The sequence below is a fragment of the Microbulbifer sp. MI-G genome, from assembly GCF_030440425.1.
Taxonomy (GTDB): Bacteria; Pseudomonadota; Gammaproteobacteria; order Pseudomonadales; family Cellvibrionaceae; genus Microbulbifer; species Microbulbifer spongiae.
Genome location: NZ_CP098023.1, coordinates 3,594,808 through 3,621,804 on the forward strand (window position 1 = coordinate 3,594,808; position 26,997 = coordinate 3,621,804).

3 protein-coding genes are annotated in these 26,997 nt (G+C 46.4%); all 3 read right to left on the reverse strand.

What is annotated here, in order from left to right; translation table 11 throughout:
- Nucleotides 1-16: 16 nt before the first annotated feature.
- The 3 genes from M8T91_RS14980 to M8T91_RS14990 all read right to left on the reverse strand — a co-directional run bounded on the left by M8T91_RS14980 (nt 17) and on the right by M8T91_RS14990 (nt 26,996).
- Nucleotides 17-11,185 carry an SDR family NAD(P)-dependent oxidoreductase gene (locus tag M8T91_RS14980; RefSeq protein WP_301414968.1) on the reverse strand — a complete coding sequence of 3,723 codons (11,169 nt, stop codon included), beginning with the start codon at nt 11,183-11,185 and terminating at the stop codon, nt 17-19.
- Between the two features lie 86 nt (nt 11,186-11,271).
- Entirely contained in the window at nt 11,272-26,244 is a 14,973-nt protein-coding gene (locus tag M8T91_RS14985) for a beta-ketoacyl synthase N-terminal-like domain-containing protein (RefSeq protein WP_301414969.1), read from the reverse strand.
- Nucleotides 26,244-26,996: an alpha/beta fold hydrolase gene (locus tag M8T91_RS14990; protein ID WP_301414970.1), complete on the reverse strand. Its 753-nt coding sequence runs from the start codon at nt 26,994-26,996 to the stop codon at nt 26,244-26,246. The genes M8T91_RS14985 and M8T91_RS14990 overlap by 1 nt, the downstream gene beginning before the upstream one ends.
- Between the last annotated feature and the right edge of the window lies 1 nt (nt 26,997).

Genomic DNA, 26,997 nt, shown 5'->3' on the forward strand with positions numbered 1-26,997 from the left:
AAAGAAAAATATGTTTTTACAACAACTGCTGCAATAACTCAGCGGCATCTGAGGTTGATAACGCATTATCGATTACACGATCTAATAACGTCTCAGCAGTGTGGCCGTGCTTTAGCATATCTGACTTTAACACTGCAATTTCTTTAGCGTTTTTCTTTTTCACCCAAATAGGATGTCTGGCAAATTGATAGCTTGGCATGGCAAGGTAATTTGGTCGATATTGGTTAAGCAGCTGTTGATCAATTCGATTCGTATCAGCGGCGGAGGCATGAGTTAGTTCTTTTACACAAACCTGTAACAGTGGGTGTAGGTGTGTTGAGGATTCTTTGCTTTCAACACTATTCTGATAGGGCCGGTATTGACCGATCCAATAACGTTCTTCAGCAAATGGATAGCCCGGCAGAGTAATTCGCTGAGGCAATCCATCCGGGTAAAGAAAATGCCAGTCAATTGTCAGCCCTTTGCTCCACAACTCAGCCACTTTATTAAATCTGTCTTGCTCACACCATTTGCGTACAACGGCGATGCGTAGTTCATCATCGTCACTGAGAAGACTCAGGGCTTGAATATGATCCTTACTATTATGGGTAAAAAGCCTATCTCCTGCGACTTCTCCAGAGATAAATTGCTGTAGGTTTTTCAATAAATCTGCATGATCATTCACCAGAAAAATCAATCTGTGCTGCAGCGGTTTTCTCCCAACCTGTAAAGTATAAGCTAAATTAGCCAGGTTGATATCTGGCTGCCGTTGCAAAACATCCACTAAAAATTGTGCCTGTTTTTGTAGCGCTTTTGGAGTTGTTGCAGATAACGGCAGCAACACTGGTACAGTAACCTGAGTAGGACTGCTGGCCTGTTGATACTCCTCAAGTACGATATGCGCATTGGTACCACTAAATCCGAATGAATTGATAGCAGCCATGCGGGGCCGCCCATCAATGGACTGCCAGTCGCGCAATTGGTCATTAATATAAAACGGTCCGTTATTCAGTGATACATGGGAATTCAGTGTATCAAAATTAATTGTTGGCAATAACTGCTGATTACGCAATGACATCACCAGTTTAATTACTCCAGCAATACCAGCTGCCGCTGAACAGTGGCCAATATTACTTTTTACTGAACCTACTGCACAATAATTCTGTTTATTGGTAAAATCTGCAAAGGCATTTCTCAAGCCTTCTATTTCAATGGGGTCACCAAGTCGAGTTCCTGTACCGTGCGCCTCTATTTGACCAATATACTCAGGGTTAATGCCGAATCTTTGGTAAACATGGGTTTGCAACTTACTTTGCGCCTCAGGGTTTGGCGCCGTTATACCATTAGTCTGGCCGTCCTGATTAATTCCCCAACCTGCTATGATACTCTTAATGGGATCCTTATCGCGTTGAGCATCGGCCAGGCGTTTTAATAATATCACACCGCAACCTTCACCCAATACAATGCCATCGGCCCGTTGATCGAAACTATAACAGTGCCCGGATGGCGATAACATCCCTGCCTGGGAGGCTTTGATATGCATTTCTGGAGTAGACAAAACAATAACCCCGCCCGCTAATGCGGAATCACACGTGCCGGAATTGAGGCTTTCACAGGCATTCGCAATTGCTACCAATGACGATGAACAGGCAGTATCTATGGCGATGTTCGGCCCTTGCAGATCAAGAACGTAAGCAATTCTAGCAGCAAGAATCGAGTTTGCACCACCGGTAAAGCCATGTGAACTTATACGTAGTTCCCGTGACAGTTGATTATAATCGCCAGTAGTACAGCCAACAAACACGCCACATCGCGTCCCCGACAGTGACTCGGGGTTATATCCTGCATCCTCAATGGCATGCCATGAATTTTGCAGGAAGAGGCGTTGTTGTGGATCCATATTTTCAGCCTCAAGAGGTGAAATATTAAAAAATGAGGGATCAAATTTATCGTAATTGCTCAGCATGCCTATCCATTTACTTACTGATTTACCTGGAGTGACTTTATCCGGATAATAGTATTTGTCGTTATCCCAACGCTGTATCGGAACCTCTTCAATGCAATCAACCCCGCTCGCGAGGTTGTGCCAATACTGTTGCAGATTGTCAGCTTTTGGGAACTGTCCGGCCATACCCACTATGGCAATAGCCTGCTCTGATTCACCGCTTACTTTATTGTTCGCAGTGGATCTCAGTGGCATTTGAACAGCTTGCGGTTGTACACAGCTAAACGACTTCAGGTTATGCCATTGCCCAAAGTTGGCTGGCTCAGGTAACTGGTGCACGAGATTTCTCAGACTCTTAACTGAAGGCACAAGAGGAAGTTCCGTCACGGAACTCCTCTCTAATGCTGTCTGGACCATCTGGGAAAATTGTGCCATTGTGGGCAGTCGATAAATTTCCGTTGCTTCTATATCGAGGCCATATTGATTATTGATTTTCTGGATCCAGGTTACCCCAGTGATAGAATCCAACCCTAAATCACTAAATTGCGACTTCGGGTCAATTTCATCAGCGGATATCTCCAATTCCTGAGCCAGCAACTCCAATAATTCATGGGTGATTCGCTCGTTACGATCATCTGTCGCAACAATCTTCGCAATACCGCTACGCTGCTTAGCCAGAGGAAGCTGCTGTTGCAGGAATTCAACGAATAGCCTCAACGTGGGATATCTGTAGATCCCGGTGACATCCAGGTCAGTGAGGAATTTTTCGTTGATCTGTCGGATCCAGGATACCCCACTGATCGAATCCAGCCCCAAATCCATAAACTGGCTGTCATGGTCAATCTGTCTCGACGGAAGTTGCAGCTCTTCAACTAGCAGGGCTTTTAGCTCTTCGACTAAGCCGACGGTATCGATCTGTTGCTGCTCAAGCCGTTGCTGACCCAGGTCCGGTAGACTGTCAGATTGGGAATTTTGTTCAGGACTGCTCACCACACTGTGCACAATATACGCAGTTAAACTGGCTATGTTTGAATAGCTATAGATTTTAGTGGCATCCAAATCAGATTCGAGCGCCTGGTTGATCTTTTTGATCCAAGAGACAGCGGAAATTGAATCCAGACCCAAGTCAACAAATTGCACTTGTTCGGTGATCTCAGCAGTACCAATTTGTAGTTCTTCACACAGACTGGTTTTTAAATATTGCAAAACCTCTTCATACTTCCGACCTTCCACAGTAAGAGGCACTGTAGAATTGTGAGCAACGGGCGGTGGAGCCTCAGCAAAATTATGTTCAATGTTAGCCAAAACAGCGTCATTATTAACAAAGGTTTGCTCATGCATTGCCAGTTCAGCACGGTACGTCATTTGCAGCGGCTGTTGCTGCATATTCTGCCAGTGGGTTTTTAGCTGACATACAGTGGTGCGAGGCAATTGAGCAATACAATCAGCCAGCTGCATAGCCTCCGACAGTACCTGCTGCCGTGCAACTGTATTCAAATCAGGAACCTTAGCCGCTAAGTCACTACCTCTATACCTCTTGCCGCTAAACAAAGCTTCTCTGGCAAGATCGGTCCCTAATCTTACAGGCATCACCCAAGTGGCCCCGGCACCTGGAGTAAAGCCATAATTCATATAGGGCGCCTGGTAACTACTTTGGCCACTGTACAATAGCAGATCGGCAAACAATCCCAGTGACCAGCCGCCACCAATAGCATGTCCCTGCATCGCAGCAACGACAGGTAGCGGGCACTGCATCGCAATCTGGAATATTGGGTTGTCAGTAAATTGATTTTCTCCCCGCTGAATCGACTTTAAGGTACTTTCATCACCTCCTGCCGAGAACCAGGCACCATCGCCTGTCATTACCACGCACTTAATCTGCGGATTAGTTACAGCCCGGCTGAATGCATTCTTTAAACTACGCACCAAGTTATCAGAAAACAGATTTTTATTAGTGGAATCCTGTAAGCTGATCACCCATATCCCAGAGGCTTCCACAGAGACAGCCACCGAATTATTGTTACCGGTAACCGGCTGCTCCGCAACAGCTGATTCCATCAACTTCTGGGCTGCCAGAGTTTGCCACTTTACCCGACAGAATCTGATCACATCCTCAGAAAAGTTGGTGAGTCGATCAACAACTGATCCTGGAGTTTGAACATTTTCAAGTTGCTCAATTCCATAAAGGTTAGCCTTAAAGGACTGAGTGATTAATTGTTTTGCCTGAATAATCGAACCGGACAACAATGCATGCCTGGCCAGATCAGCACCATAGCGCTGTTCAAACACTGCCATTACACTGGTTGCTAAGGTTTCGTCATCGAGCAAGCCATGACTGTCAAATACGCTGCTATCAGTCACTAGACACAAATCACACTGGGCTGCAATGAGCCAGCAGATTGCACAGTTATGCCCTGCACCATTGAAAACCAGTATCGCCTTAGCAGTATATAACGCAGAAAATAGTGGAATAAAATGTTTGATGTCTGCGCAGCTTAAGGATGCAAACAGAATAGCGTCCAATTGTAAACAGACACCTTCGGGTAAGCTGTTAATAATAGAAATCAGTAATTTACTCATCTGCGCGGGATTTTTTTCCTCCGCAATATCATCGGCTACCTGGCGAGAAATTGTCAACCAGCGCGAATTGTTTGTTGAAATTTGCAGGGCGGAATGATATTTATCCACTATGCCGGCTTTTCCACCTGATATAATTTCAGGATTTAATAGCTTGGTGAGCCGAGCGGTTACCAACTTAATTTCTCTTGCCAGATGCTTTTTCAATAGCCCCAGTGACAACAGCGGCTTGCTAACTATGCTGTACAGCAGCTCGTAAAGAGTTTCGGCCATTTTTCCGCTCGCAACTCTGTGATAGGCAAGTCTGTTTTCGGTAGGCCATTTATCTGAATCAACTAATAACTGTATCGGCATTTTGCCATTAAAGCGTACAGACATTAACTGCAGTAAGGCGCTATCAGGTTGTAATGCCACACCTGCTGATAGGGCGTATTGACTGTCGCTTTCAAGCAGCAGCAAATCGGCCAAACAACCCAAAATCCAATCCAGTCCCGAGGCATCTCCGCTAAACACATTCACTACAGGAATTTCGATGGAAGTCAGTTGTTCTAGCAAGCCCGCTTGCAATGCATAGTTGTAGGCGGTGATTGCATCCTGCTTAAAACAACTTCCTAATCCCTGAATAGACAGTACTTTTGCATATTCAATTGCGGTTACTGTATTAAACGCACTGATTAAATAATCGATGAAAGCCTGCTGCTGGCTCTTTGTGCCATCAAAGTTGATCCGCAACTGAATAACACCATTACCCATTTCAGTGAGTTTTATCCAGTCACTATGTACGTTTACATTTGGACTATTACTTGCTGTTACTGATGTCAGGCGTATCAACGGCTTGCTGGTCGTGTGGCGCTGCTGTTCCGATAATTTCTTTAATGTAGCGTCTGTAGATAATTGAATACCCGCTGGCCTGGATCGGGAAGGCTGTGCCACCGAAATAAGGGTTTTGGTGCATTCAGGTAGGGGAATAACAAGCTGCGTTTCTGGCATCGCTGTCACTGGCTGTGCACGCGGCCCGGCTTGTCCTGGCTGAGAAGTCACAGATTGTGATACAGGCTGACGGATTGTTGTTACATAGTGAATACCCGATAGACTGTATAATAGTTTGCCCTGACGATCGACCAGTTCCATATCTAGCAGAATCCGATGCTCAGTGCTGCGGTTGTGGCACAGTATATAAATATCGCCCGCCAAAACACCACGATAGGTGATCTGCTGAATGCTCAGCGGTGTATACGAGTATTGAAATTCGACATCGCCGATAAACTGGTTAATCACTGGCTGAAGCTGCACCTCTACAGCATTGGCCAAACCGTGTTGTGGCTGGTTAAATTGGGCTTGCAGGATCAGCTCATTGCCATTAGCAGCAATCACACGCAATTGTGGACTAAACAAAGCCGCATATTGTTGTTGATGGCTATTACCTGTCCGTTGCAGCAAGGCACCCACATCCAGGTGCTTATTCGCCAATGCTTCACTGCTCACCTGTCCCTGGCAGATCACGTCTGCATCAGGAGTACAGATCTCTACACCAATACCTGCAGCTAACTGCACTACCCTGGTATGTAGGGTTTGAGTTTTCTCACTGTTAAATTGCTCAGAAAATTTCAAACCATTGATATTGATTTGATTGTTGCCATCAGTCGCACATATTGCCCGATCCACTGCCGCACACACCATTTCCAGTGCCTGCCAGTAATGCAGTTGTTGCCGAAAAGTTGTTCTAAACGTCACCTGAGCCAATGAGGAAATATTCTGCTGTAATAATGGATGCCCGATGGCTGCCGGTTGTTCGACTGACTGTTCAGTAACCGCGCATAGACTGCGGAAACGCATTGGGGTTTGCCAATATGATTGCCTTGTAAACGGATACAGTGGCAATGGTATTCGCCCAGGGCTCGCCTCTTGCCATAAACTTTGCCAGGGAATATCCGTGCCTTGTAACCAATCAGCCAATAGTGCATGCAGGTCCCGCTGTTTGATATTCAGTTCAACACACCGAGGCAAATCACCTGCATTATGTTGACGACTGCGCACGCTGGACCTGTTTTCTGCCGTCAACCCGCTCGGATTGTGACAAAAGTCGCTGAGTTGTTGCCCTAGCTCAGCCAGTGAATTGACCACAAAACCCAGTCTTTCCATCATAGCTTCGCGGCCAACCTGCAGAGTAAAGGCTACTTTGGCCAGTACGGCTGACTGCAGTTGATCGATTTGCTTTATCAGCGCTGCGGCTTTTTGCTGTAATTGTTGTTCATTTCGCGCTGACAAAATAACCAGTTGTGATTGTAGTTGCTGGTTACTGGCCACTACTGTTTCAGGAGCTTGCTGGATGATCAAATGAGCATTCGATCCTCCCGCCCCAAATGAGGAAATTCCCGCCAACAGTGGCTTACCTTTTCTTGGTAGCCAGCTACAGCTAGTTTGCTGTAGTGTAAACGGAGTATTAGGGAAATGGATTTCCGGGCTGATGGTTGAAGTATTAATTGATGGTACCAGCGTGCGATGCTGCAATTGCAGGACCACTTTACTTAATCCGGCAATGCCAGCTGCAGATTCGCAGTGACCAATATTGGTTTTTACTGAACCAATCCCACAATACTGCAACTCCGCAGTGTGTTCCTTAAATGCCTGGCTTAATGCCGCTACTTCAATGGGATCACCGAGTGCTGTTCCTGTACCGTGCGCCTCAATATAACTGATATCAGCAGCACTCACCCCAGCATCCTGCAAAGCAGCAGTTATCACTTTCGTTTGTGCCTGTACATTGGGTACTGTGTAGCCATTGGTTTTACCGCCAGCATTAATGGCACTGCCTTTTAGTACAGCATAAATATAATCACCATCTTGTTGGGCGGTACCGAGCGGTTTTAGCAACACACAACCTACTGCCTCAGCATCAACAAAGCCATCTGAATCAGCAGCAAAGGCACGCAGGTTGTTGTCGGCAGTTAGCATATTGAGTTCGGACAAATACTGGTAATGTCCAGGATCAACAATCACGTTAACCCCGCCCGCAATTGCCACTCGTGCTTCACCCTGTAGTAAACACTGTTTTGCCAAATGAATTGCAGTCAACGATGATGAACATGCGGTATCAATTGCCATCGATGGAGCAAAAAAATTCAGCGTATGAGATACCCTGTTGGCAATTGAAAAATAACAGGGTTGGGTACTGTAACCTGAGTTCATTACCCCCACATACACAGCAACACCCTGCCGAGAATCTAAAGAATCAGGAGTATAACCTGCATCCTCAATCACGTGGTAACAGGCTTGCAAAAACAGTCTCTCCTGGGGATCTATCTTGCTGGCTTCTTTGGGAGCAATTTTGAAAAAAACCGGGTCAAATTTATCTACATCCTCGATAAAACCGCCCCATTTACTGTAAATACCGCCAGACCCGCGTGAATTCTGATTGTGCTGTTTCCAATCCCAACGCTGTTCTGGAATCGTGCTGATACAGTTTTTGCCAGTTTTCAGGTTTTCCCAGAAACTCGCCAGATCAGGCGCCTGTGGATAGCGCCCTACCACACCGATAATGGCAATATCGCTGTTGGTTCGCGCGCTCGATAATTTATTTGACCGAGAGCCGGATACTAAATCATCTTGCTGTGGTTTCCAGTTACTTGTTAGTTTTGCAAACCTAGTTTGCTGATTAGTCTCTAGGATCAGGGCCCCTAAAGATTTTTCTGCAGAAATCCGTAATGTCTGAATAACTGCGGGATATTCGTCTACAAAATACTGTACGAGGCCATTAATGGTTTGTACCTGAAAAAACAGGGTGCTGGTAATTTGCGGGAAAAGTTCTTTGAATTTATTAGTCAGTTGTACCACCAAAATGGAATCCAGTCCTATATCAGCAAAGGTGGTATCATTGTCCAGTAGATCCAGTTTGATTTTTAAGGTGCCGGCAATCAGCTGTTTAACGTATTGCTGCGCATATTGTAACAGCTCATCTCTGTTTGTCGCCGCTCCCTGAGATGTTTCTTTAGTCGTTGTCGGATACTGCTGTGTCGCAATTATATTGTCAGGTACAGTAGGTCGTTGATTAACCACCTGCTGTATCACCTTACCATTACTTTGTGCCACTATAATCTGTTGTCCTAATCCATGCAGTATCTTTGCGGGAAACACTATATTATAAAAACCCTGTTGAGCGAGAATTTCCCCCCATTTCTCAGGCGCAATAGCGGCGCTGCCATCGATCCGTAACGATGGATCCTGGCAATACCACCAGCCTTCCAACAAACCAAATGTCAGGTGGCTAAACAACGACCAGCTACTCACTTCATTTAACAGTAACACACCACCCTTTTTCATAGTGGCCTTAACATTGTCCAAAGTGATGCGGACGTTGTCGGTGGCATGGATTACATTGGTGGCAATCACTACATCAAATGCTCCGGCCGTTATAGCTTGTTCGACAACAGGCTTGGAAACATCAAATATAGCTGTGGAAAGTTTTTTAAATTGTGGCTGATAATGTCGCTCGGCATGTTGCAGAAATACCCTAGATATATCGGTATAACAATACTCGACTATCTGAGCTCTATGGGCTATTAAGCACGGCAACAATAAAGAAGTTGTGCCTCCGGTACCAGCACCCACTTCCAGGATGCGAATAGTCGCTCCTGATTGCAGCTGACTGAGTAATGCCTGGAGGTTTTGCGCCAGTAACATATTATACAGATCAGCCTGTGGATTGTTCTTGTAAACCTTTTCTACCAGCATTAGCTGTGAATTGGGGAAGAGTACATCGGTAGCTGCCAGATCTGTGCTGAGAATGTCAGCCAACTTCCGTAAGCAGCTTTCCAGTAGGATTACATGATCAGCGACAGCAGCCTGCTTTCGCCACTGTTCAGCCTGCTGAAGCCAGCTTTGCCACAGCTGTGATAACGATTCGGGTTCACCGATCACCGCCAGTTGATCATCCAGCAGTTGCTGTTGTTGTAAATAACTATGAGTCCTGTGCAGCCAGCGCAGCAAATAGCTTTTGTGAGTGGGTATTACATCGATAACTGACTGCGCTACAGGGCGACATAAATTAAGCTGCTGCAGAATTGACAGTACAATTTTTGCTGCAAGGGTATCCATTGGCATGGCTGTGATCCCCTGCCCCAGATCGTCGACCTTAGCCATCAGTGTATGATCCGGCCGCACTGATAACGGCGCGTTAAGCACAGTAATTTGTGATGCCCTAGTCTGCAATAAAGGGGTGAACAGAGTTTGACGGGCAAAGGAGTCATATACACTCACCAGGCTGATCTGATTCTGTGGTGACGCCAGCAAGGCACTGACTGCCTGTGTTGCCTGTTTATGTGGAATAGAGGCAATACCATTTTGCGTCATCAGTGCATTGTACTTTTCACTGCTGACCGCACCCACATCTCCCCAATATCCCCAGTTAATGGTTTTTGATACCAGGCGGTTTTGTTGTTGCAAAAAAAACGCAAAGCCATCCTGAAAAGTTGATCCTGCAGCATAGTTGGCCTGTCCCTCAGAGTGTAACATCGATACTACAGAGGAGAAAAACAGAATAAAATCTCGCGTTATCCCGGCAAAAGCTATTGCCATATTCACACTAACATCTACTTTACTGGCATAGCTTGCCTGAAAATCTGTCCAATCCATATTGGCTAAACGGCTATCATTCAGTACCAGCGCTGAGTGGATAATGCCATTTAGACTGCCAAACTGACTAATGATCTGTTGTTTAGCTTCTAGTAACGCCGCTAAATTACTGGCGTCAGCCTGGATATAAACAGGAAGTTTTCCAAAAATACCCAGACTCTTAATTTTTTTTCTGATAGCTTTATCTATTGGCCTTCTTCCCAACCAGATAACCTTAGCATCAAACTGTTCAATTAAATACTGGCTAACCACTTCCCCCAAACCACCAGCTCCACCAATAATAAGATAGCGACCACTCTGCTGGAATACTCCTTCGTCAGGTTGCTGCAGTTCAGTGTAGACATGACAGGGCTGATACCAATGACCTTTTCGATAAGCAAGCTGTTGATGCGCATTGATCAATGGCAGATTGAAACAATCACTGGCTGTCAGTTCTGCCAGGCTCTCAATATCCAGTAAGCGTAACGACCAGTTGGGATGCTCTTTTGCCAACGAACCTGCCAGGCCCAACACGCCTGCATAGGTGGGATTGATCAAATCATCTTCCAGTACCTGCTGACTGTTGGCAGTAATTAATATCAAGTTGATTGATTGATCTGTTGCAATTGTGATCAGCCGTTTAATGATATCAAACAGCTTCACAAACTGTTGTTGTTCGGGCAGTAAGTTTTGCAGTAGGGCAACAACAGGCTGCTGTTGTACATCGGGAGCCATCCAAACTAGGTTAATATCGCCTGCAGCATTACCCAAATGCTTACCAAGCTCAGCAAGATCGGTTATGTTTTGTGCTGACTTATCTGTTGTTTGTAACCATGACAATTGCTGTTCAGTACCATTTAATAATAAAAGCCGGTTTGCCCTGGGTTGTTTACTCGACAGCTTCTCAATATCAATAATTCGCCAATGAGGCGTACCAATCAGCGTTTGTTGTACTAGGGAAGTTTTTTGCCCGGTTGACTTGATTGATTTAATAGCCTCCAGAGCATCGTTCTGACTGATGCTACCCTGTGCCAGTGCTTGATAAATAGCCTTTAGGCTTTGCGCGTGTTGCATGAAAACTCCTGATCTTAGAAAGATCGTTATCCAGCCGTTAATTACGCCATGGACAGAAGTAAAAGATACACTCTATTTATTTATAATTATATAATTTCCATATCCACTGCCTCAGCAATGCTAAGCTGGTTGTTGGAAATTTTTGCAACAACCTGTTGGTAAAAATCCAGATCAAATTGATTGTGCTGAGCACTGTTATGAGCAGCAGTATTACGAGTAACAAATCCACGACACTCAACGCAAACCCGACCCTCTACATCAAGCAGGTCGATATTCATTGTTACCATGCCTGAATTGTCCTGCGGTCCTTCGCGAGTAATCAGCGCAAGCATCTGCTGCTCTGTGCTGCGATGTACAATCAGGCTGTCAATAGAAAAGGGCAATGACGGGGTGTTGGGGGTGTCGATGCCGTAAATTAGAGCAAAGCTTGATTGTAAGGCACTGTCCATTATTGAGGGGTGTAACAGGTAATCATTGATTGTATCGGTAACCACGGAAGGTAATGCCAACTCAGCGAGGATTTGCTTCTGATCACCGCTTAGTCTGACAATGCCCTGATGGCTAGTGCCATATTGCAAACCCATTTCCTGCAGCAACTGATATGCCATTGTTCCGCTTATTTCGTTACCGGTGTTTTTTGCAGTTAACTCAGCCACATTCTGATCAGCCGGAGTATAAACTGGGATAACCACAACATTGCTTTGAAATAGAAGCTGTAATCCGACATCTGTAGTTGATTTGATATGTACTTCCAGCTGCAGATTGCCGCTTGGGCTATCAGCCACAGGAGTAATTTCTGTAATGATCTCTGTACTGCTGGTTACTACTAACGACCTGATCCAAGTACTCTGATTCAGTTGTAACAACTGTTCATCAGCCAGTTCACCTAGTGCATGTTTGGCGGCGTTCAGCGCCATTTCCAGATAAGCAACCCCAGGTAATAACGACTGGCCCTGCACTTTGTGGTCGGTCAGGAACCACTCAGTACCCATCAGGGTAGTTGTATAGCACTGCCGTTGCAGATCAGACTCATTTCGGTGTAACAATGGGTGCAACTGCACCGGGATAGAGGATGCTTTATTGAGCCTCAATAGTGCATCATTATCATGTTGCCAATAGCTTTCTTTGGCAAAAGGATATAGTGGCAAAGTGACTCTGTTCGGCATAGCCAGCGGATAAAGTGCTTTCCAGTCAATTGGCATTCCCTGACACCAGGCCTCGGCTATCTTATTCGCAGCCCCTTGTTGCAACCAATGCATGAAGTTCTGCTGCGGTGTCTGGTTCTGATCAGAAAATGCCTTAGTGTATAACTTTTTATCGGCACAAGCTTGATATACAGAGCCGACACACATTGTATTAGGGTCTGCTCCGGCAAGATAAGTGGATAAACTTTTTTGTAACTGTTGTTTTGAACTGCAAACAATTGCTAGCCGATAGATCATTGGCGCACGCCCTATCTGCAGACCCGCCGCCAACTCTGCCAACAGCAGTTCGGGATTGGCTTCAATGAAAGCATCCAGTTGGCTGGCGCTTTGCTGTAATTGAATTTCAGTTTTAGCTGACAGTGGCACAATAAATTTCTGTGCCAATAATCCTAGAACTTTGTTTGCCTGATCAATAGATTCTGTCACCTGCCCACCTTGTTCAAGCACCAGATGCGCATTGCTGCCGCTGAAACCAAATGAGCTGACAGCCGCCATTCTGCTGTTAGCAGGGTTTAACGGCCAGGGCCTGGCCTGGGTATTAACATAAAAAGGGCTGCCGCTCAGGTGAATATGCTCATTAATCTGCGTAAAATTAATACTAGGTGGCAATATTTTCTGCTGTAAGGCCTGCACCACCTTAATTACACCAGCAACCCCTGCCGCTGCCACAGAATGACCAATGTTACTTTTTACCGAGCCAAGTGCACAAAAATGTTCAGCATCAGTAAATTGTGCAAAGGCGGTTTTCAATCCTTCCACCTCAATTGGATCACCTAACTTTGTGCCCGTACCATGTGCCTCTATCAAGCCAATGTGTCGAGGATCTATCGCAAACTTGCGATAGATTTGTTGCTCCAGTTGTGCCTGAGATTGGGCGCTTGGCGAAGTAATGCCATTGGTTTTACCATCCTGATTAGTCCCCCAGCCTATGATATTTGCAAAAATATGATCATTGTCGGCACGGGCCTGTTGCAGGCGCTTTAACAACACCACTCCGACCCCTTCACCCGGAACAAAACCGTTGGCTCGTTGGTCGAAGGTAAAACAACGACCGTCCCTGGATAACATTCCAGACTGAGCCGTTTTGATGTGCATTGCCGGACCAGACATCACATAAACGCCGCCTGCCAATGCCATGTCACAACTATTAGCTGTTAGGCTTTCACAAGCCGATGCTATAGCGACTAAAGACGATGAACAGGCGGTATCTATAGAAAGACAAGGGCCTTTAAAGTTGAGGTAATAAGCAATACGTGCTGCCAAAATAGAATTGGCACCTCCGGTAAAACCTTGAGCCGTCAACTGTTGCAGAGAAAACTGCTGATAATCCCCACTGCCACAACCGACAAAGATTCCGACCTTGGTGTCTGCCAGGCTTTCCGGGTTATACCCGGCGTGCTCAATACTATGCCAGCTGGTTTGTAAAAATAACCGTTGCTGGGGATCCATACTTTCAGCCTCAACTGGTGAGATATTAAAGAATAGAGGATCAAATTTATCGTAATCATCTAACACACCCATCCATTTGCTATTGGTTTTACCAACATCAGGCTGCGCTTTGTCCTGGTAAAATACAGCGCTGTTCCATCTGTGCTCTGGTACTTCACTGATACAGTTTTTAGCATCGAGGATATTCTGCCAGAAACTGTCAATATCCTGTGCCATAGCAAACTGTCCGGCCATGCCAATAATTGCGATCCCGTCAGTTTCCGCAACACTGCTCGCAGAGCTTTTTTGTACCAAGCTGCGAATTGATTGCAGTGCTCTATTCGGTCTTGTTGCAGCAACATGTATTACCGATTGCTCCGACAGCTTATTTTTACCATCAGACGCAGTAACTTTCTCTGGCTCATTTAGTTCAGTGACACTGGCAAGATATTTATGCATATCCGCCAGTGTTGGGTAGCTGTATATCCTGGTAGCTTCAATCTCGATGGAGAAATGCTCATTCACTTTGCGCATCCAGGTAACTCCAGTGATTGAATCCATTCCTAAATCTATAAACTGAGCATCGTCTTCAATCTCACTTACAGACAGATGTAATTCTTCGGCGAGTAGCTGTCGCAGAGCGGACAGAGCAGGTTGATTTTGTTGCCGCTCGTTGTTGTTGGTGGTTTCTACTAGCGGGGCTAATGATGACAGCGTTTCAGTAACAGGCGCGAAGCTATCCGGCGTTGCCGGTGGAGCTGTATATAGTTCAGGTGCCTGCTGAACTACTGATTGCGCCAGTAATTTATAGAACTCCGCCAGATTTGGATAGTTATATACCTGGCTCGCTTCTATCCCAAGATCAAACTGTTTATTAATATTTTTAATCCAGGTTACTGCAGTAATTGAATCCAAGCCTAGATCAATAAACTGGCTATGATCGTCAATTTCATCAGGATCTAAATGTAGCTCAGTAGCTAATAGCTGGCGTGCTCGCTGCTGTATTGACAGCTGATCTGCTGCTACATTTTGTTCGCTTTTTTTCGAAGTCGAGAAAGCTTCACTGATAACCTGGTGATTGACATTGGCTTGTTGAGTAAATTGTTGCTCAATTCGACCCAGGATCTGTTCATTACCTACGAAAGTCTGCTGGTGCATTGCCAATTCCTGGGCAAAGCCATCTTGCAACTCTTCGGCAACTTCCTGCTGCCATTGTTTTTTTAAAGCTCTGAGCTGGGATTTTGAAAACTGTTTTGCCAGTGCCTGGGCTAACGTCAAAGCTTGTGTAAGGGTTTCTGCTCTTGAAGCCACCAACAGGGCCGGGCTGGCCTGAGCCAGAGTTTCTCCAGTAATGGCATCACCTGCCATCAGGTTGCGACCTGCAATGCTAGTGCCTAACTTTCTTGGCAACAGTCTGGTAGAACCTGCGCCTGGGGTAAATCCGTAATTGATGTAGGGGCTGATGTAGTGGCTTTGTTTACTGAATATTGATAGATCGGCAAACATCCCCAGCATCCAGCCTGCGCCTATGGCATGCCCCTGCATAGCGGCCACCACAGGCAATGGACACTCCATTGGCAAAGCGAATACTTTACGATCAGTAAATCTCGCCTGCCCCTGTTGGATCGCCTTTAGGGTTTCTTTGGAGCCACCGGAGGAAAAGTAATTATCATAGCCGGTAAGCACCACAACTTTACAGTTTTTTCGCTCTGCCAACAAAGTAAAGGCCTGGCTAAGGCCACTGATTATCTGTTCTGTGAACAAATTTTTGCTGGCCTCATCCTGCATAGTAATTACCGCTACGCCCTGATCATCCAGCGCGGCAGTAATCACAGTACTGGCTAAATTAATTATCTCGGGCTTAGCAACTGCCGGTTCTCGCTGTGATTGGTCAGCTGGCGATCTTAACAGGCTGACGTTAATGGCAGTCAGCTCCCAATAGCAACCACAATCAGTTCTCAGCAGTTTATCAGCTAATTGCTGTCCCGCAGGCAGTGGCAATACCAACAGATCAGGCCGCCAAAGTTGCAGCTGCTCGGTACTGTACTGGCCATCACTGAATAAAACCATTCTGCCATGCTGTTCACCCAGATGTCGACGACACAGGGCATCACTTAACAGTAAACCCACGCCTGTCGTCCAGGGATCGGACAGTCTGAAGCTGGCACCGGAAGGATAAATCACAGTGTTGGCTGCCATGCCTATCAACCAGGCAAAACCAACGATATTTCCCGAGAACATACAAATCACTCGTTGACGACAGGCAAGGATTTCTTGCAGCAGCTCAGCGGCCGATTGTGGGTCCTGTAATGTAGTCAATGCAGGCAGAAAGCCAGGTGCATCGCTACACAATAACAATTGGCTGTGATAATCATCTTGCTTGAGCTTGTTCAGAAAATCTAGCAGTGCTTTTATAACACTTTCAGCGTCGCTGGCATTGGTAGTTACCCTTAGCTTGAGGGCGTGACCAGCTGTTTCAACTACAAGATCAGACACTTCTGGTTGCCATTGCCTGTCATTGGTGGCGTTGCTTGACATTTTGACTGAATAAACGCTCAGTTGTTCTCCCAGCGCTGACAAAATCTGCTGGCGAGGCCCTGCCAGTGTGTTGTGTAACAGGACTAACGCCTGGGGCGATTTTTCGCTGAGATTGACCGCCAGACTCAACGCCTGATCGGATAGCTCAGTCTGTTTGCTCACATAGTGGCCCCAACCAGTATCAGCCAGTTTTCGGGCATTACAGATTTCACCACCTGTAACATTCAGTTCTTGCCACGGCGAAGCCATTGCCAGCAGCTGACGTACTGCTGGTAAAAGTGGCAGATCAGACAGAGAAAACCGCCCATTGTCAGCGTACAGTACCCAGTCACAACTGGCTGCTAACAACCAGGCAGCACCAAAGCTTTGTGCACGGTTAATAAAAATGGTGGGCTGTTTGGCGATGGTCGCTGGCAGATCATTTTGCAGTAGAGTTCTGGCCTGGGATAAATCTCCTTGTAGCCCGAGACCGGGGTCAGTAGCAATAAGGAGTACTGTGACATCCTGCCGTGATAACCAGGCAAAGCTGTCACTAAGCGCCTGCTGTAATTCATCGTGCAGGATGCCCGCCTGTAAATTGATACTGAAAACTCCTGCACCATGATCCAGCACCTGTAATAATGGCAGTCCCTGAGCCACTGTGGCTTCACTCAAAACAGCCAACTGAATTGCCGCAGGCTTGGATAAAATTGGCGTAGGCGACTCGAAGCGTTGTTGCGCCGGCAACTGAATATTGACAGGCTTGGCTCTATTAGTGACTGCACTCAGCGGAGACGCAACATTATTTTTTCTGGCGAAAGCACTATGACTGTCCAGCTGTATGCATAGATCAGCGTTGGAAAAATCAACAACTACAATTGAGTTGTCCGCTGACTGTACAGTAGCCTGGTGTGCGAAATTTGTCGCAGGTTCTCTCTCAGTCCGGAGCGCTTTATCAGCCACTGGCACTTGGGTTACTACAGTAGTTTTTACCCCCCGCAGCTCGGCAAATATACGCTCCTGGCTATCAAGCAGGTAGATGTTGTATCCTGACAGCAGGTTAGTTTCTGACGGGTATTGCAGCATTATGCTACCATTGACAGGTAGCTCCTGCTGAAAGGTCAGTTCGGCAATCGACGCTAATATCAGCTCGCTGTTAGTGAACTGATTAAGCAGTGCTTCAACCTGCCCAAGCCAGTCCACCAGCAACAGCGCATTATCGCGTTCTCTTAGGTGCACCTTCTTGTGCACCAATGACTGTTCCTGTGTCGTCGGTGGTAAAGTACCCTGTCGTTCACTGTGGTTAAGTAGTAGTTTGCCCTGACTCCAAATCCGCTCTTTGTTTATTGACGTTGAGCTATTTCTTAAGTCACGGTTGTTTTCTGGCTCTGAGCTGTATATCTCAAATACACCCTGATCCTTGCTTACCATCATTAACGCCACACGAATATTGCCCAGTTGTAAATCTGGAATCCCGCCAAATTCAACTTCACTCAGTAGTAGTTGAGGAACTTGTTCCAGCACCAGACCACTGCACTGCACTGCTGCCATCACCAGGCTCAGGCTCCAGGCCTGAGGCAGTGTGGCTGAGTCGGTTAAATGACGGTATAACAGAGCGCCGGAGCTGCTAAAACAAAGCTGCTTCAGGTCGGACACATTGGCCTGTAATAGCGGGTGAACAATACTGCCTGTATATAATAAGTTCGCATCATCCGCTACCCTTGCCACCCAATAACGTTCCTGAGCAAATGGGTATCCAGGTAGGCTTATCAGCAATGGTGAATGTTTTGGATAGAATTTATCCCAGTCGATCTGCAAACCTTTGACCCACAGATCCAATAAATTTGATAATTTACGGCTTGCTATCCAGCGCTCAACCGCAAGTTGCATATCCTCATCTTGATTAATAGCCGATAGTACATTTTGTTTCACTTGACCGCTGTACACATCGGTCAAGTCCTTTGCTCCTTTGAGGTACTCTCGTAATTGTTGCACCAGGTGAGTGACTGATATAACGATCAGACCCAACCGTTCAGTCATTACTTCACGCCCTGTCTGCAGGGTATAGGCTAACGAGTGTAAATTGAGCGTCTCCTGTCGCGACTCGATAAAAGCGATTAACTCTACTACTTTTTGCTGTAACTGCATCGGGTTTCTGGCTGATAGGGGCACTATCACCGGCTCAACGCTAAGCTGCTGTTGAGCGTTTATTTGGTTCTCGCGTATTTCCGAAGGCTGATATTCCTGGATCACCATATTGGCGTTGGAGCCTCCTGCACCAAACGAGGAGATCGTTGCTATGCGCGGTTGCTCTTTGCCATCTATCACAGGACGCTGCCAGTCCGTTAACTGCTGGTTAACAACAAATGCACTGCTGGCAAAATCAATATGAGGGTTAAGTACTTGAGAGTGCAACGACGGTACAACCTGCTGATGTTGGAGCTGCATCAGTACCTTGGTTAATCCAGCAATTCCGGCAGCTGATTCACAGTGGCCGATATTAGATTTAGCCGAGCCGATTAGACAGTAGTTTTGGCCACGCTGCTCAATGCCTTCAGCAAATGCGTGGTTGAGAGCGGCTATTTCAATGGGGTCTCCTAATTTTGTACCGGTGCCATGTGCTTCTACATAGCTGATCTGTGCAGGCGTAATTTGCGCGTTACGTAATGCCCGTTTGATCAACTGCCCCTGAGCCTTAGGATTAGGTACTGTAAAACCGTTCGTTTTACCGCCGTGATTAAGGGCGCTGCCTAGCAATACTCCGTAAATGTGATTACCCTGCTGTTCGGCTTCTGACAAGCGTTTTAATATAACCGCTCCAACGCCCTCGCCGGGAATGTACCCATCACCGCCTTCACCAAAGCTTTGGCATTGTCCGGTGCTAGAGATAAATTGTCCGGCGCTTAACATCAGATATTTATTGGGGTGTATAGTGACATTCACCCCACCGGCAATAGCCAAATCGGTACGTAGCTGCTGTAGATCCTGTAATGCCAGGTGGATAGCGGTAAGTGATGCAGAACACATGGTGTCCAGGGTCATACTGGGACCATGCACATTTAGGAAGTAAGACACCCGATTGGCAATACTGGCCACACTGCTGGCGATCCCCATACGCTGTCTGGACAAACTGTTTTCTGCACCAAACAGTTGATATTCATTGTACATAATCCCGACATATACTCCCACCTGGCCGGGCAAGTCATCGGCATGGGGGATTTGCACAGCATCCCGGGTGTAGCCTGCATCTTCCAAAGCATGCCAGGCAGTTTGCAAAAATAATCGCTCTTGAGGATCGAGAATCTCTGCTTCCCTTGGCGAGATACCAAAGAATCTTGGATCAAATTGATCGACACCAGAAATAAAGCCACCCCAACGACTGTAATGAGCGCCGGATTGGGTACGATCCTCGCTGTAATAATCCTGCCAGCGCCACCTGTCCCGAGGCACTTCAACAATGCAATCTTTACCTTCGCTAAGGTGTTTCCAATAGGCCATAACATCATCTGAACCTGGATAGCGACCACTCAGGCCAACAATAGCCACCGGCTCTGGAGTACGATTCGCGTTACCTGCTGGTTTGGTCACAAGGGGTGTGGCTAAACGGAAACCGCGCCGCTCAGATACCCCATGAACCATTGCCAAAGCAGTATCGTTGGCCTGTTTCGCCTGTCGATTAACTGTCTGATTACTGGTAATGATTTTTTCGCCGTGGTATTGCTGTAAAAAGTCAGCCAGCTCATTTAAACTGTGGTATTCAAAAAACAGGGTTTTCGGTAAAGTGCCAAACTGTTGTTCCAGTTTCTGAGTCAGGGTCATCGCCAAAATTGAATCGATACCGTATTTTTCCAGAGCTGTAGCACTGTCGATTTGCTGGGCAGGCAACTTTAATTCTGCAGCAAATAACTGGCGTAATAATTCAGTCGCTGCACTTTTTTCGGATATTACCTGCTTCTCTACTACTGTTTTTGAATCAGTTTTTGTGGAGCGAGCTGGTTGGGACAATGGTGATAATTGTTGTTGTTTTACTACCTGTGTACCGATCTGCATCACATTGCCATAGATCGTCATTAACCTGAACATACCATTTGTTAATACCAGGTGCAGCACCTCCAGTGCTACCTTACTGGGCATTGGTGACATACCAAATTGCTGGCGCAAAAACTGTAATCCGCTGTCTTCAACCTGAATACCACCTTGTTGCCATAGCGACCAATTAATGCTCACGGTAATACCACGACGCTGTCCGCTGGCGAACAGCTGATTGCGATACCCGGCAAAGCCATCCAAATAGCCATTGGCCAGTGCATAGTTAGACTGGTTGATATTACCCAATGCAGCGGTAACCGAGGAAAATAACGCAATAAAGTCCAGATCCAGCTCGGCGCTGGCGAGATCCAGGTTTTCTGTTGCCAAGGTCTTTGGCAGCATCACCTCAATCAAATCACTACTGCTATTGCTAGTAAAAGGTCGATCAGCAGTTGTTCCAGCACAGTGGAAGATACCTTTTACGGCCGACAGCTCTGCAAACAGTGCTGTTACCCCATCCCTATCGGTCAGATCGACCACTCTATAGTTGATACTCTGTCTGTGTTTCAGTTTGGCCTCTAATTCCTGTAGCTGGCCCAGCGAGGCTGAATTCAGCTCTGATCGGCCTACTAACACCAACTGCACACTGTCGGCTTTAGTCAATAGATGATTGCAAATAATACGCCCAATTTTGCCCAGTCCACCCGTGACCACATAAGTGGCAGCCTCCTTCATCCAGGAAGTCGTCAGGTTATGTTGCCACGCCGCCGGTTGAGTCTGTTGCCAAAGTGGTTGATACCATCTTTGCTGTTGCCACTTTAAATGATTAATATTTAATTGCAGGCCATCACTCAGCAGATCGGAGAATTCTGTGGCCGTAGGAAGCTGTGGCAACTCCAGTAATTGACTACGTAACCGGCGCTGTTCCCGATTAATGGTTTTTAGCAGCGCCGAAATTCCCTCCACTAATCCCACAACAGGCGAGCCAACAATGACCAGTTGTAGCATAGTTTCGGAGTGGGTGTTCGATAATAGGCTCTTAAGCAACTCCGTTACAATCAGAACATGTTGCTGATACTGTTCAGCGTTACTAACGGTATTTTTCCTTAACTGCACAGTCTGAATTGTGTACTGCGACGACAACTGACTGGTAAGCTGTTGTGTGTCGATGGCTCCATCGGCCATTAGCAGCAACTGACATTGCATCTCAGAGGTTGGTTCACTGACAGTGAGCTTAGGCAGTTTTGCCCATTGCGGTTGAAATAAAACTAATTGCTGGCTGTCATCAGCAGTAGACTGATAATTGAATGTACGGGTTGTTAATCCCCGTAAACGGATGCATACCACACCAGATTCATCCAGTAAATCTATATCAAAACAATTTACGCTGTGCTCACCAGTATTATCTACGGAACGTATCCAGGCAAACATGCGCTGACAACACGGGCGCAGCACCATAGCCTCGGTTAAGGCAAAGGGCAATGCAGGTTGCGCAGGCAAATCAGAAAAATCCCAAAGCAGTGCATTTGTGGCCTGGAAAGCGGCATCAACAATGCCGGGCTGGATCATGTACTGATCCAAGCTGTCCTGCATGGATTTTGGCAACAGGATTTCCGCAAGTGCCTGACCGTGACCCAATCGTATTTTTTTCAGGGTTCGGTGAGACATTCCATATTGCAAACCTACCTGAGCAAAGCTCGTGTACAGTAGCTTTGCACTGAGTTCTGCAACGGTCATTAGACCGATGATGTCAGGCAGGGCATGAGTCTCAGGCTGCTCTGGCTCATGTAGTATATAGTGACCGGAGCAACATAGTTGGTCCTGTTGACCAATGATTCGCGCGATGGAAAAACTCAGTTTTCCCTGTGGATCGACTTGCACACTCACTTCAACGTCAATGTCAGTTTCATCCTGACCAACAATAATTGGACGATGCCATACCACATCTTGCAGTACTGCCTGCATACCAGGGGTTTCCGCCAGTGCTAATGCCAGTGCCTCCCGTGCCATTTCGAGGTAGGCGACAGCGGGCAATACCGGACCTGTCGCCAGATGGTGATCATTAAGGAATGTTTCATTACCGGTAAATACTGAACGATAGCATTGGCGATGCAGATTTGAGGTATTCCGGTGCAACATAGGATGCAACCTAAAGTGACCCTCTGATACTGTATCGCCCAACGCATAATCCCCAGGTTCACCCAACCAGTAAGACTGTAGATTAAACGGATAGGTAGGTAAGACGATTTTACCCAGGTTATTGCCCTGAAACAGCAGTTGCCAGTCGAAATCCAAACCTTTCACCCACAGTTTGGCTAATTTGGTAAAGTTGCCATCCCTTAACCATCTGTTAGTAGTCGTGGCCAGTTCGTGATCACTATTGAAAATCTCTACCGATTGATAATCACTGTCCCGATTGCCTGTCAAACAATTTTCTGAAGCCCTGTTATTCAACCATTCCACTAGTTCAGTCTTCAATTCGATAACAGAACTGACCAGCACTGCCAGTCTGTGTTTCATCGCTTCTCGGCCTGTCAGTAAAGTATAAGCCAGTGCGTGCAAATCTATTTTCTGCTGTGCGGTCACAAAATGCAGTAGCTTTTCAGCATACTGTTGCAGCTGGAACTCGCTACCGGCAGACAAAACTACCATGATAGGCAGCTCACAAACCTCTTGAGGCGCTGCAGGGGATTCACTCAGGTACTGTTCAACAATCAGGTGAGCATTGGTTCCTCCAGCACCAAAACTACTGACACAAGCGCGACGCGGCCGTTCACGGCCATTCACTACTGGTGATTGCCACTTCTGAGTGTGATCAACAATGTAAAAGGGGCTGTCCTGCAACTCAATTTGTGGATTACGGGTTTTACAGTGCAAGGTTCCTGGCAAAGTGCTATATTGCATGGCAAGTAACACTTTACACAACCCGGCAACTCCAGCGGCCGTCTCCAAATGACCAATATTACTTTTAATGGAACCTAAACCACATTGTCCCGGCTGTATGACGATATTACGTTCACGATATAATTGTTTAAAAGCCTTTTTCAAGCCATTAATTTCGATGGGATCGCCCAGTGCCGTGCCTGTACCATGACATTCCACATAGCTGATGGTAGCAGGATCTATTCCGGCTTGATTAAAGGCATCGACGACCAGTTTGGCCTGACTATTAGGGTTTGGTGCAGTGAGTGAGTTGGCTTTACCGCCATGGTTCTCCGAAGAACCGATGATCACTCCCGCAATATGATCGCCATCGCGCTCAGCTTTTGCCAGGGGTTTTAACAGCACTGCGGCGATCCCCTCACCCCGCACATAGCCGTTGGCCTCAGCGGAAAAAGTTTTACAGCGGCCATCCTGCGCCAGCATTCCAGCTTTGGAATACAGCAGGTGCATTTTGGGGGTGATAATCAGATTAGCGCCGCCTGCTACAACCATTTCGCAGTTGTCCTGACGGATCGACTGCACTGCCCGGTGAACTGCTACCAGTGATGACGAGCAAGCGGTATCTATCACTTCACTCGGCCCGGTAAATCCAAATAAGTACGACAACCGATTCGCGGCAAACAGATGCATCAGGCCGCTCATTTGCAAGACATCATGACGTCGTAAACGACTGGCTACCAATTCAGCATAGTCGTTGAGATTAATGCCCAGAATCACCCCGATCTTTTCCCCGGAGAGATTATTGGGGTTGTAACCCGCACACTCCAACAACTCCCACGTACACTGTAAGAACAGTCTGTGCTGTGGATCCATCAGTTCAGCTTCTTTGGGGCTCATTTTAAAGAACAACGGATCAAATTGATCGATACCATTGATAAAACCACCCCACTTTACCTGAGTTTTGTCGCCATTTTTTGGATCGCCCCAATAGCTTTGCCAGTCCCATCGTGTCGCAGGAATCTGCTCAATACAGTCCACCTCATGTGCCAGTTTTTGCCACAGTTCATCCAACCCTCTTGCCTGCGGAAAATACCCGTGAGCACCAATAATGGCGACTGGTTGCTGTGTCGTTTTGACAGTTTGTACAGGTTGCTGCCGGGTCCATTTTTCGATCAACCGTTGAGGAATAGCTGGAATTGGCGAACTATCCCTACTACTGTCAGTGACTGAGTGCAGATGCTCTGTCACTGATTCAGATAACTTCAGCTGTTCGCCAAGGCTGGTCGATAGTTCTTTCAAGTTGCTAAAGTCAAATAGTGTGGAAGGCTGTAATTCAACACCCAGTTGACTATTTAAGCGCTTGACAAACTCGACAATTAAAATCGAGTCGAGTGGATATTCTCGCAATGGCAGTTCCAAACACACCTCAGAAATGTCCACTAGTGTAGTGTCAGAAAATGCCGCTATCACAATATCTTGCAACTGTTGTAGCTTCAGTTTATCTGGCTGAATTCCCGGAGCGGGATCCGACCGATATTTTTCTAATTGGATTTCTGCAGTCATTGCCTGGTATTCACGTAACCCTCCAGGAAAAGTACTGATATTGATGTTGTCAGCATTTTTATACCAGGAAGAACAGGCGGCATTTTCAGAGGCCTGTGCCGAGCGGTGCTGAACCCATTGATAGTACTCTTCACTAACTTCACGCCTTACTTCAATTGCGGGCGATCCGCTCTGCGCCTGCAGTTCAATCAAGCGGCAGATATAGTCCACCTGGCATTCAACGAATTCGGTGACCGAGCTGGAATTAGTATTTGTATTTGGTCCATAAAGAAAAAACAGGTTAGGAAATCCTGGAGTGGAAATTCCCAAATAGGTCACTGGGTGATGCTGCCAAGCCTGTTCCAGGCTGTTACCAGAAGAGTCAGTAATTTGATATGGCGGAATCAAATTATTAAGCTGGAATCCGGTCGCGAAAATTACTGCATCTAGCGGATATTGGGACTTGTAAGTGTGGATTGCAGTTGAATTGAAGTGACTAATAGTGTCTGTGATTATCTGCACATTGGGTTGCCGCAATGCCTGATGATAGGTGTGGGAAGCCAGTGGCCGTGAACATCCCGTAGGATAACCAGGACGCAAACCCGCTTGATCCAACCATTGGTAGAACGAGAAAAATTCACTGAAATTAACTGATGCTGACTGCGCATAAAGTTCTGCAACCCTGGAATTGGCATCAAACGGGTCAAATTCTGGGAAGTTATCCAGCAGCTTCCGATAACCATCCTGATTATCAAAAAACTGCTGACGCATGGCTTGCCAATATTGTGGATCTGCAGCCATTTTTTTCAAAGTAATATCGGAATAAGATACCCTGGGAAAAATATATTTAGCGCTACGGGCAAACACACACAAAGACTCCACTTGACTCTGCAAGGCTTCAATAACTTGCAGGGCACTGGCCCCATTACCAATGACGCCGACCTGGCACCCTGACAGATCTAACTCCTGAGGATATTGAGCAGAATGGTGCAGCGGGTTACAAAAACTTTCCATACCTTTAAACTGGGGAATAAACGGTGTATTGAGCTGGCCTGTCCCATTAACCAGGTATTGCCCCTGGAACTGCCGCTTATCCTTACAAGTTACCTGCCACTGGCTTCGCTCATCATTATATGCCGCCTGCTGTACCAGAGCATGAAATATTATATGCTCACCAAGGCCATATTTATCCACGCAGCGCTCAAAATAATCCAATATTAGTGGCTGTTTCGGCCACGCAGGGCCAACAAACTGTTCAAAGGAATAGCAGTATGCAAACATGGGAATGTCACAACCACAACCGGGATAACGATTTTGACTCCAGGTTCCCGCCACAGTGTCGGTTTTTTCTAAAATTACAAAGTCTATTCCTCGCTGTTTTAATGCGATTCCCATACAAATCCCGGACAAACCGGCACCGACTATAACGACTTTTTTACGGATAACTGATGACATTAAAAAACCTCCCGAATAAATCTCTGGATGGTCTGCATGGCGATTTGATGGTTATGGGCTATTGGAATGAGATGACCACTATCGACCACTATTTCAGCCTTCTGCTGGTAACAAGCTGCAGTAAATTGCGCAACTTCCGGAGGAAATAAAGGATCCTCCTTTCCATTAATAATTTTTATTGGAATGTAAGCTCGACATGGCTGCTCGAGAATGTTTTGAAAAAATATTTCTAATTCCAAACGACTAAATCCCTGCATTACCTTTCCCATATAATCGTTTTGCTGTTGTTTTGAAATATTGCGCATAGTTGCAGGAGAAAACATCATGATTGGATTGATGCGATTCCTAAAAAAGTCAACCAACCCGTCTGCGTTTTCATGAGCCAGCTTTTGGAAAAATCGTAGTGTGAAAATGAGATTATTTTTTGGTGGCACTGAAGATAACAATACTACCCCCTTAGCAGCTCCTGGCAGACGATTTTGCACTAATAACTGCTGACAAATAGCCCCACCCAGGCTTAGGCCGATGATCACATATGGACCGTTTACATACTGAGTCAGATATTGCTGAACACAGTTTACGCATTGCTCCAGATTAACCTGTTGCCTCTGTTGTGCGGTAGCTGAAGGCTGATGCCCAGGCAAGTTAACGGTATGGGTAATAAACCCCAGACGCTGAAACCAGGGAAGGAAGTGATGAAACACCCATACACCCAACCCCAAACCATGAATAAATATTAAATGCTTAGACATT

Bases quoted from the DNA above. Each gene is read 5' to 3' on its own strand.
- M8T91_RS14980 (WP_301414968.1), bottom strand. From the start codon at position 11,185: ATGCAACACGCGCAAAGCCTAAAGGCTATTTATCAAGCACTGGCACAG.
- M8T91_RS14985 (WP_301414969.1), bottom strand. From the start codon at position 26,244: ATGTCATCAGTTATCCGTAAAAAAGTCGTTATAGTCGGTGCCGGTTTG.
- M8T91_RS14990 (WP_301414970.1), bottom strand. From the start codon at position 26,996: ATGTCTAAGCATTTAATATTTATTCATGGTTTGGGGTTGGGTGTATGG.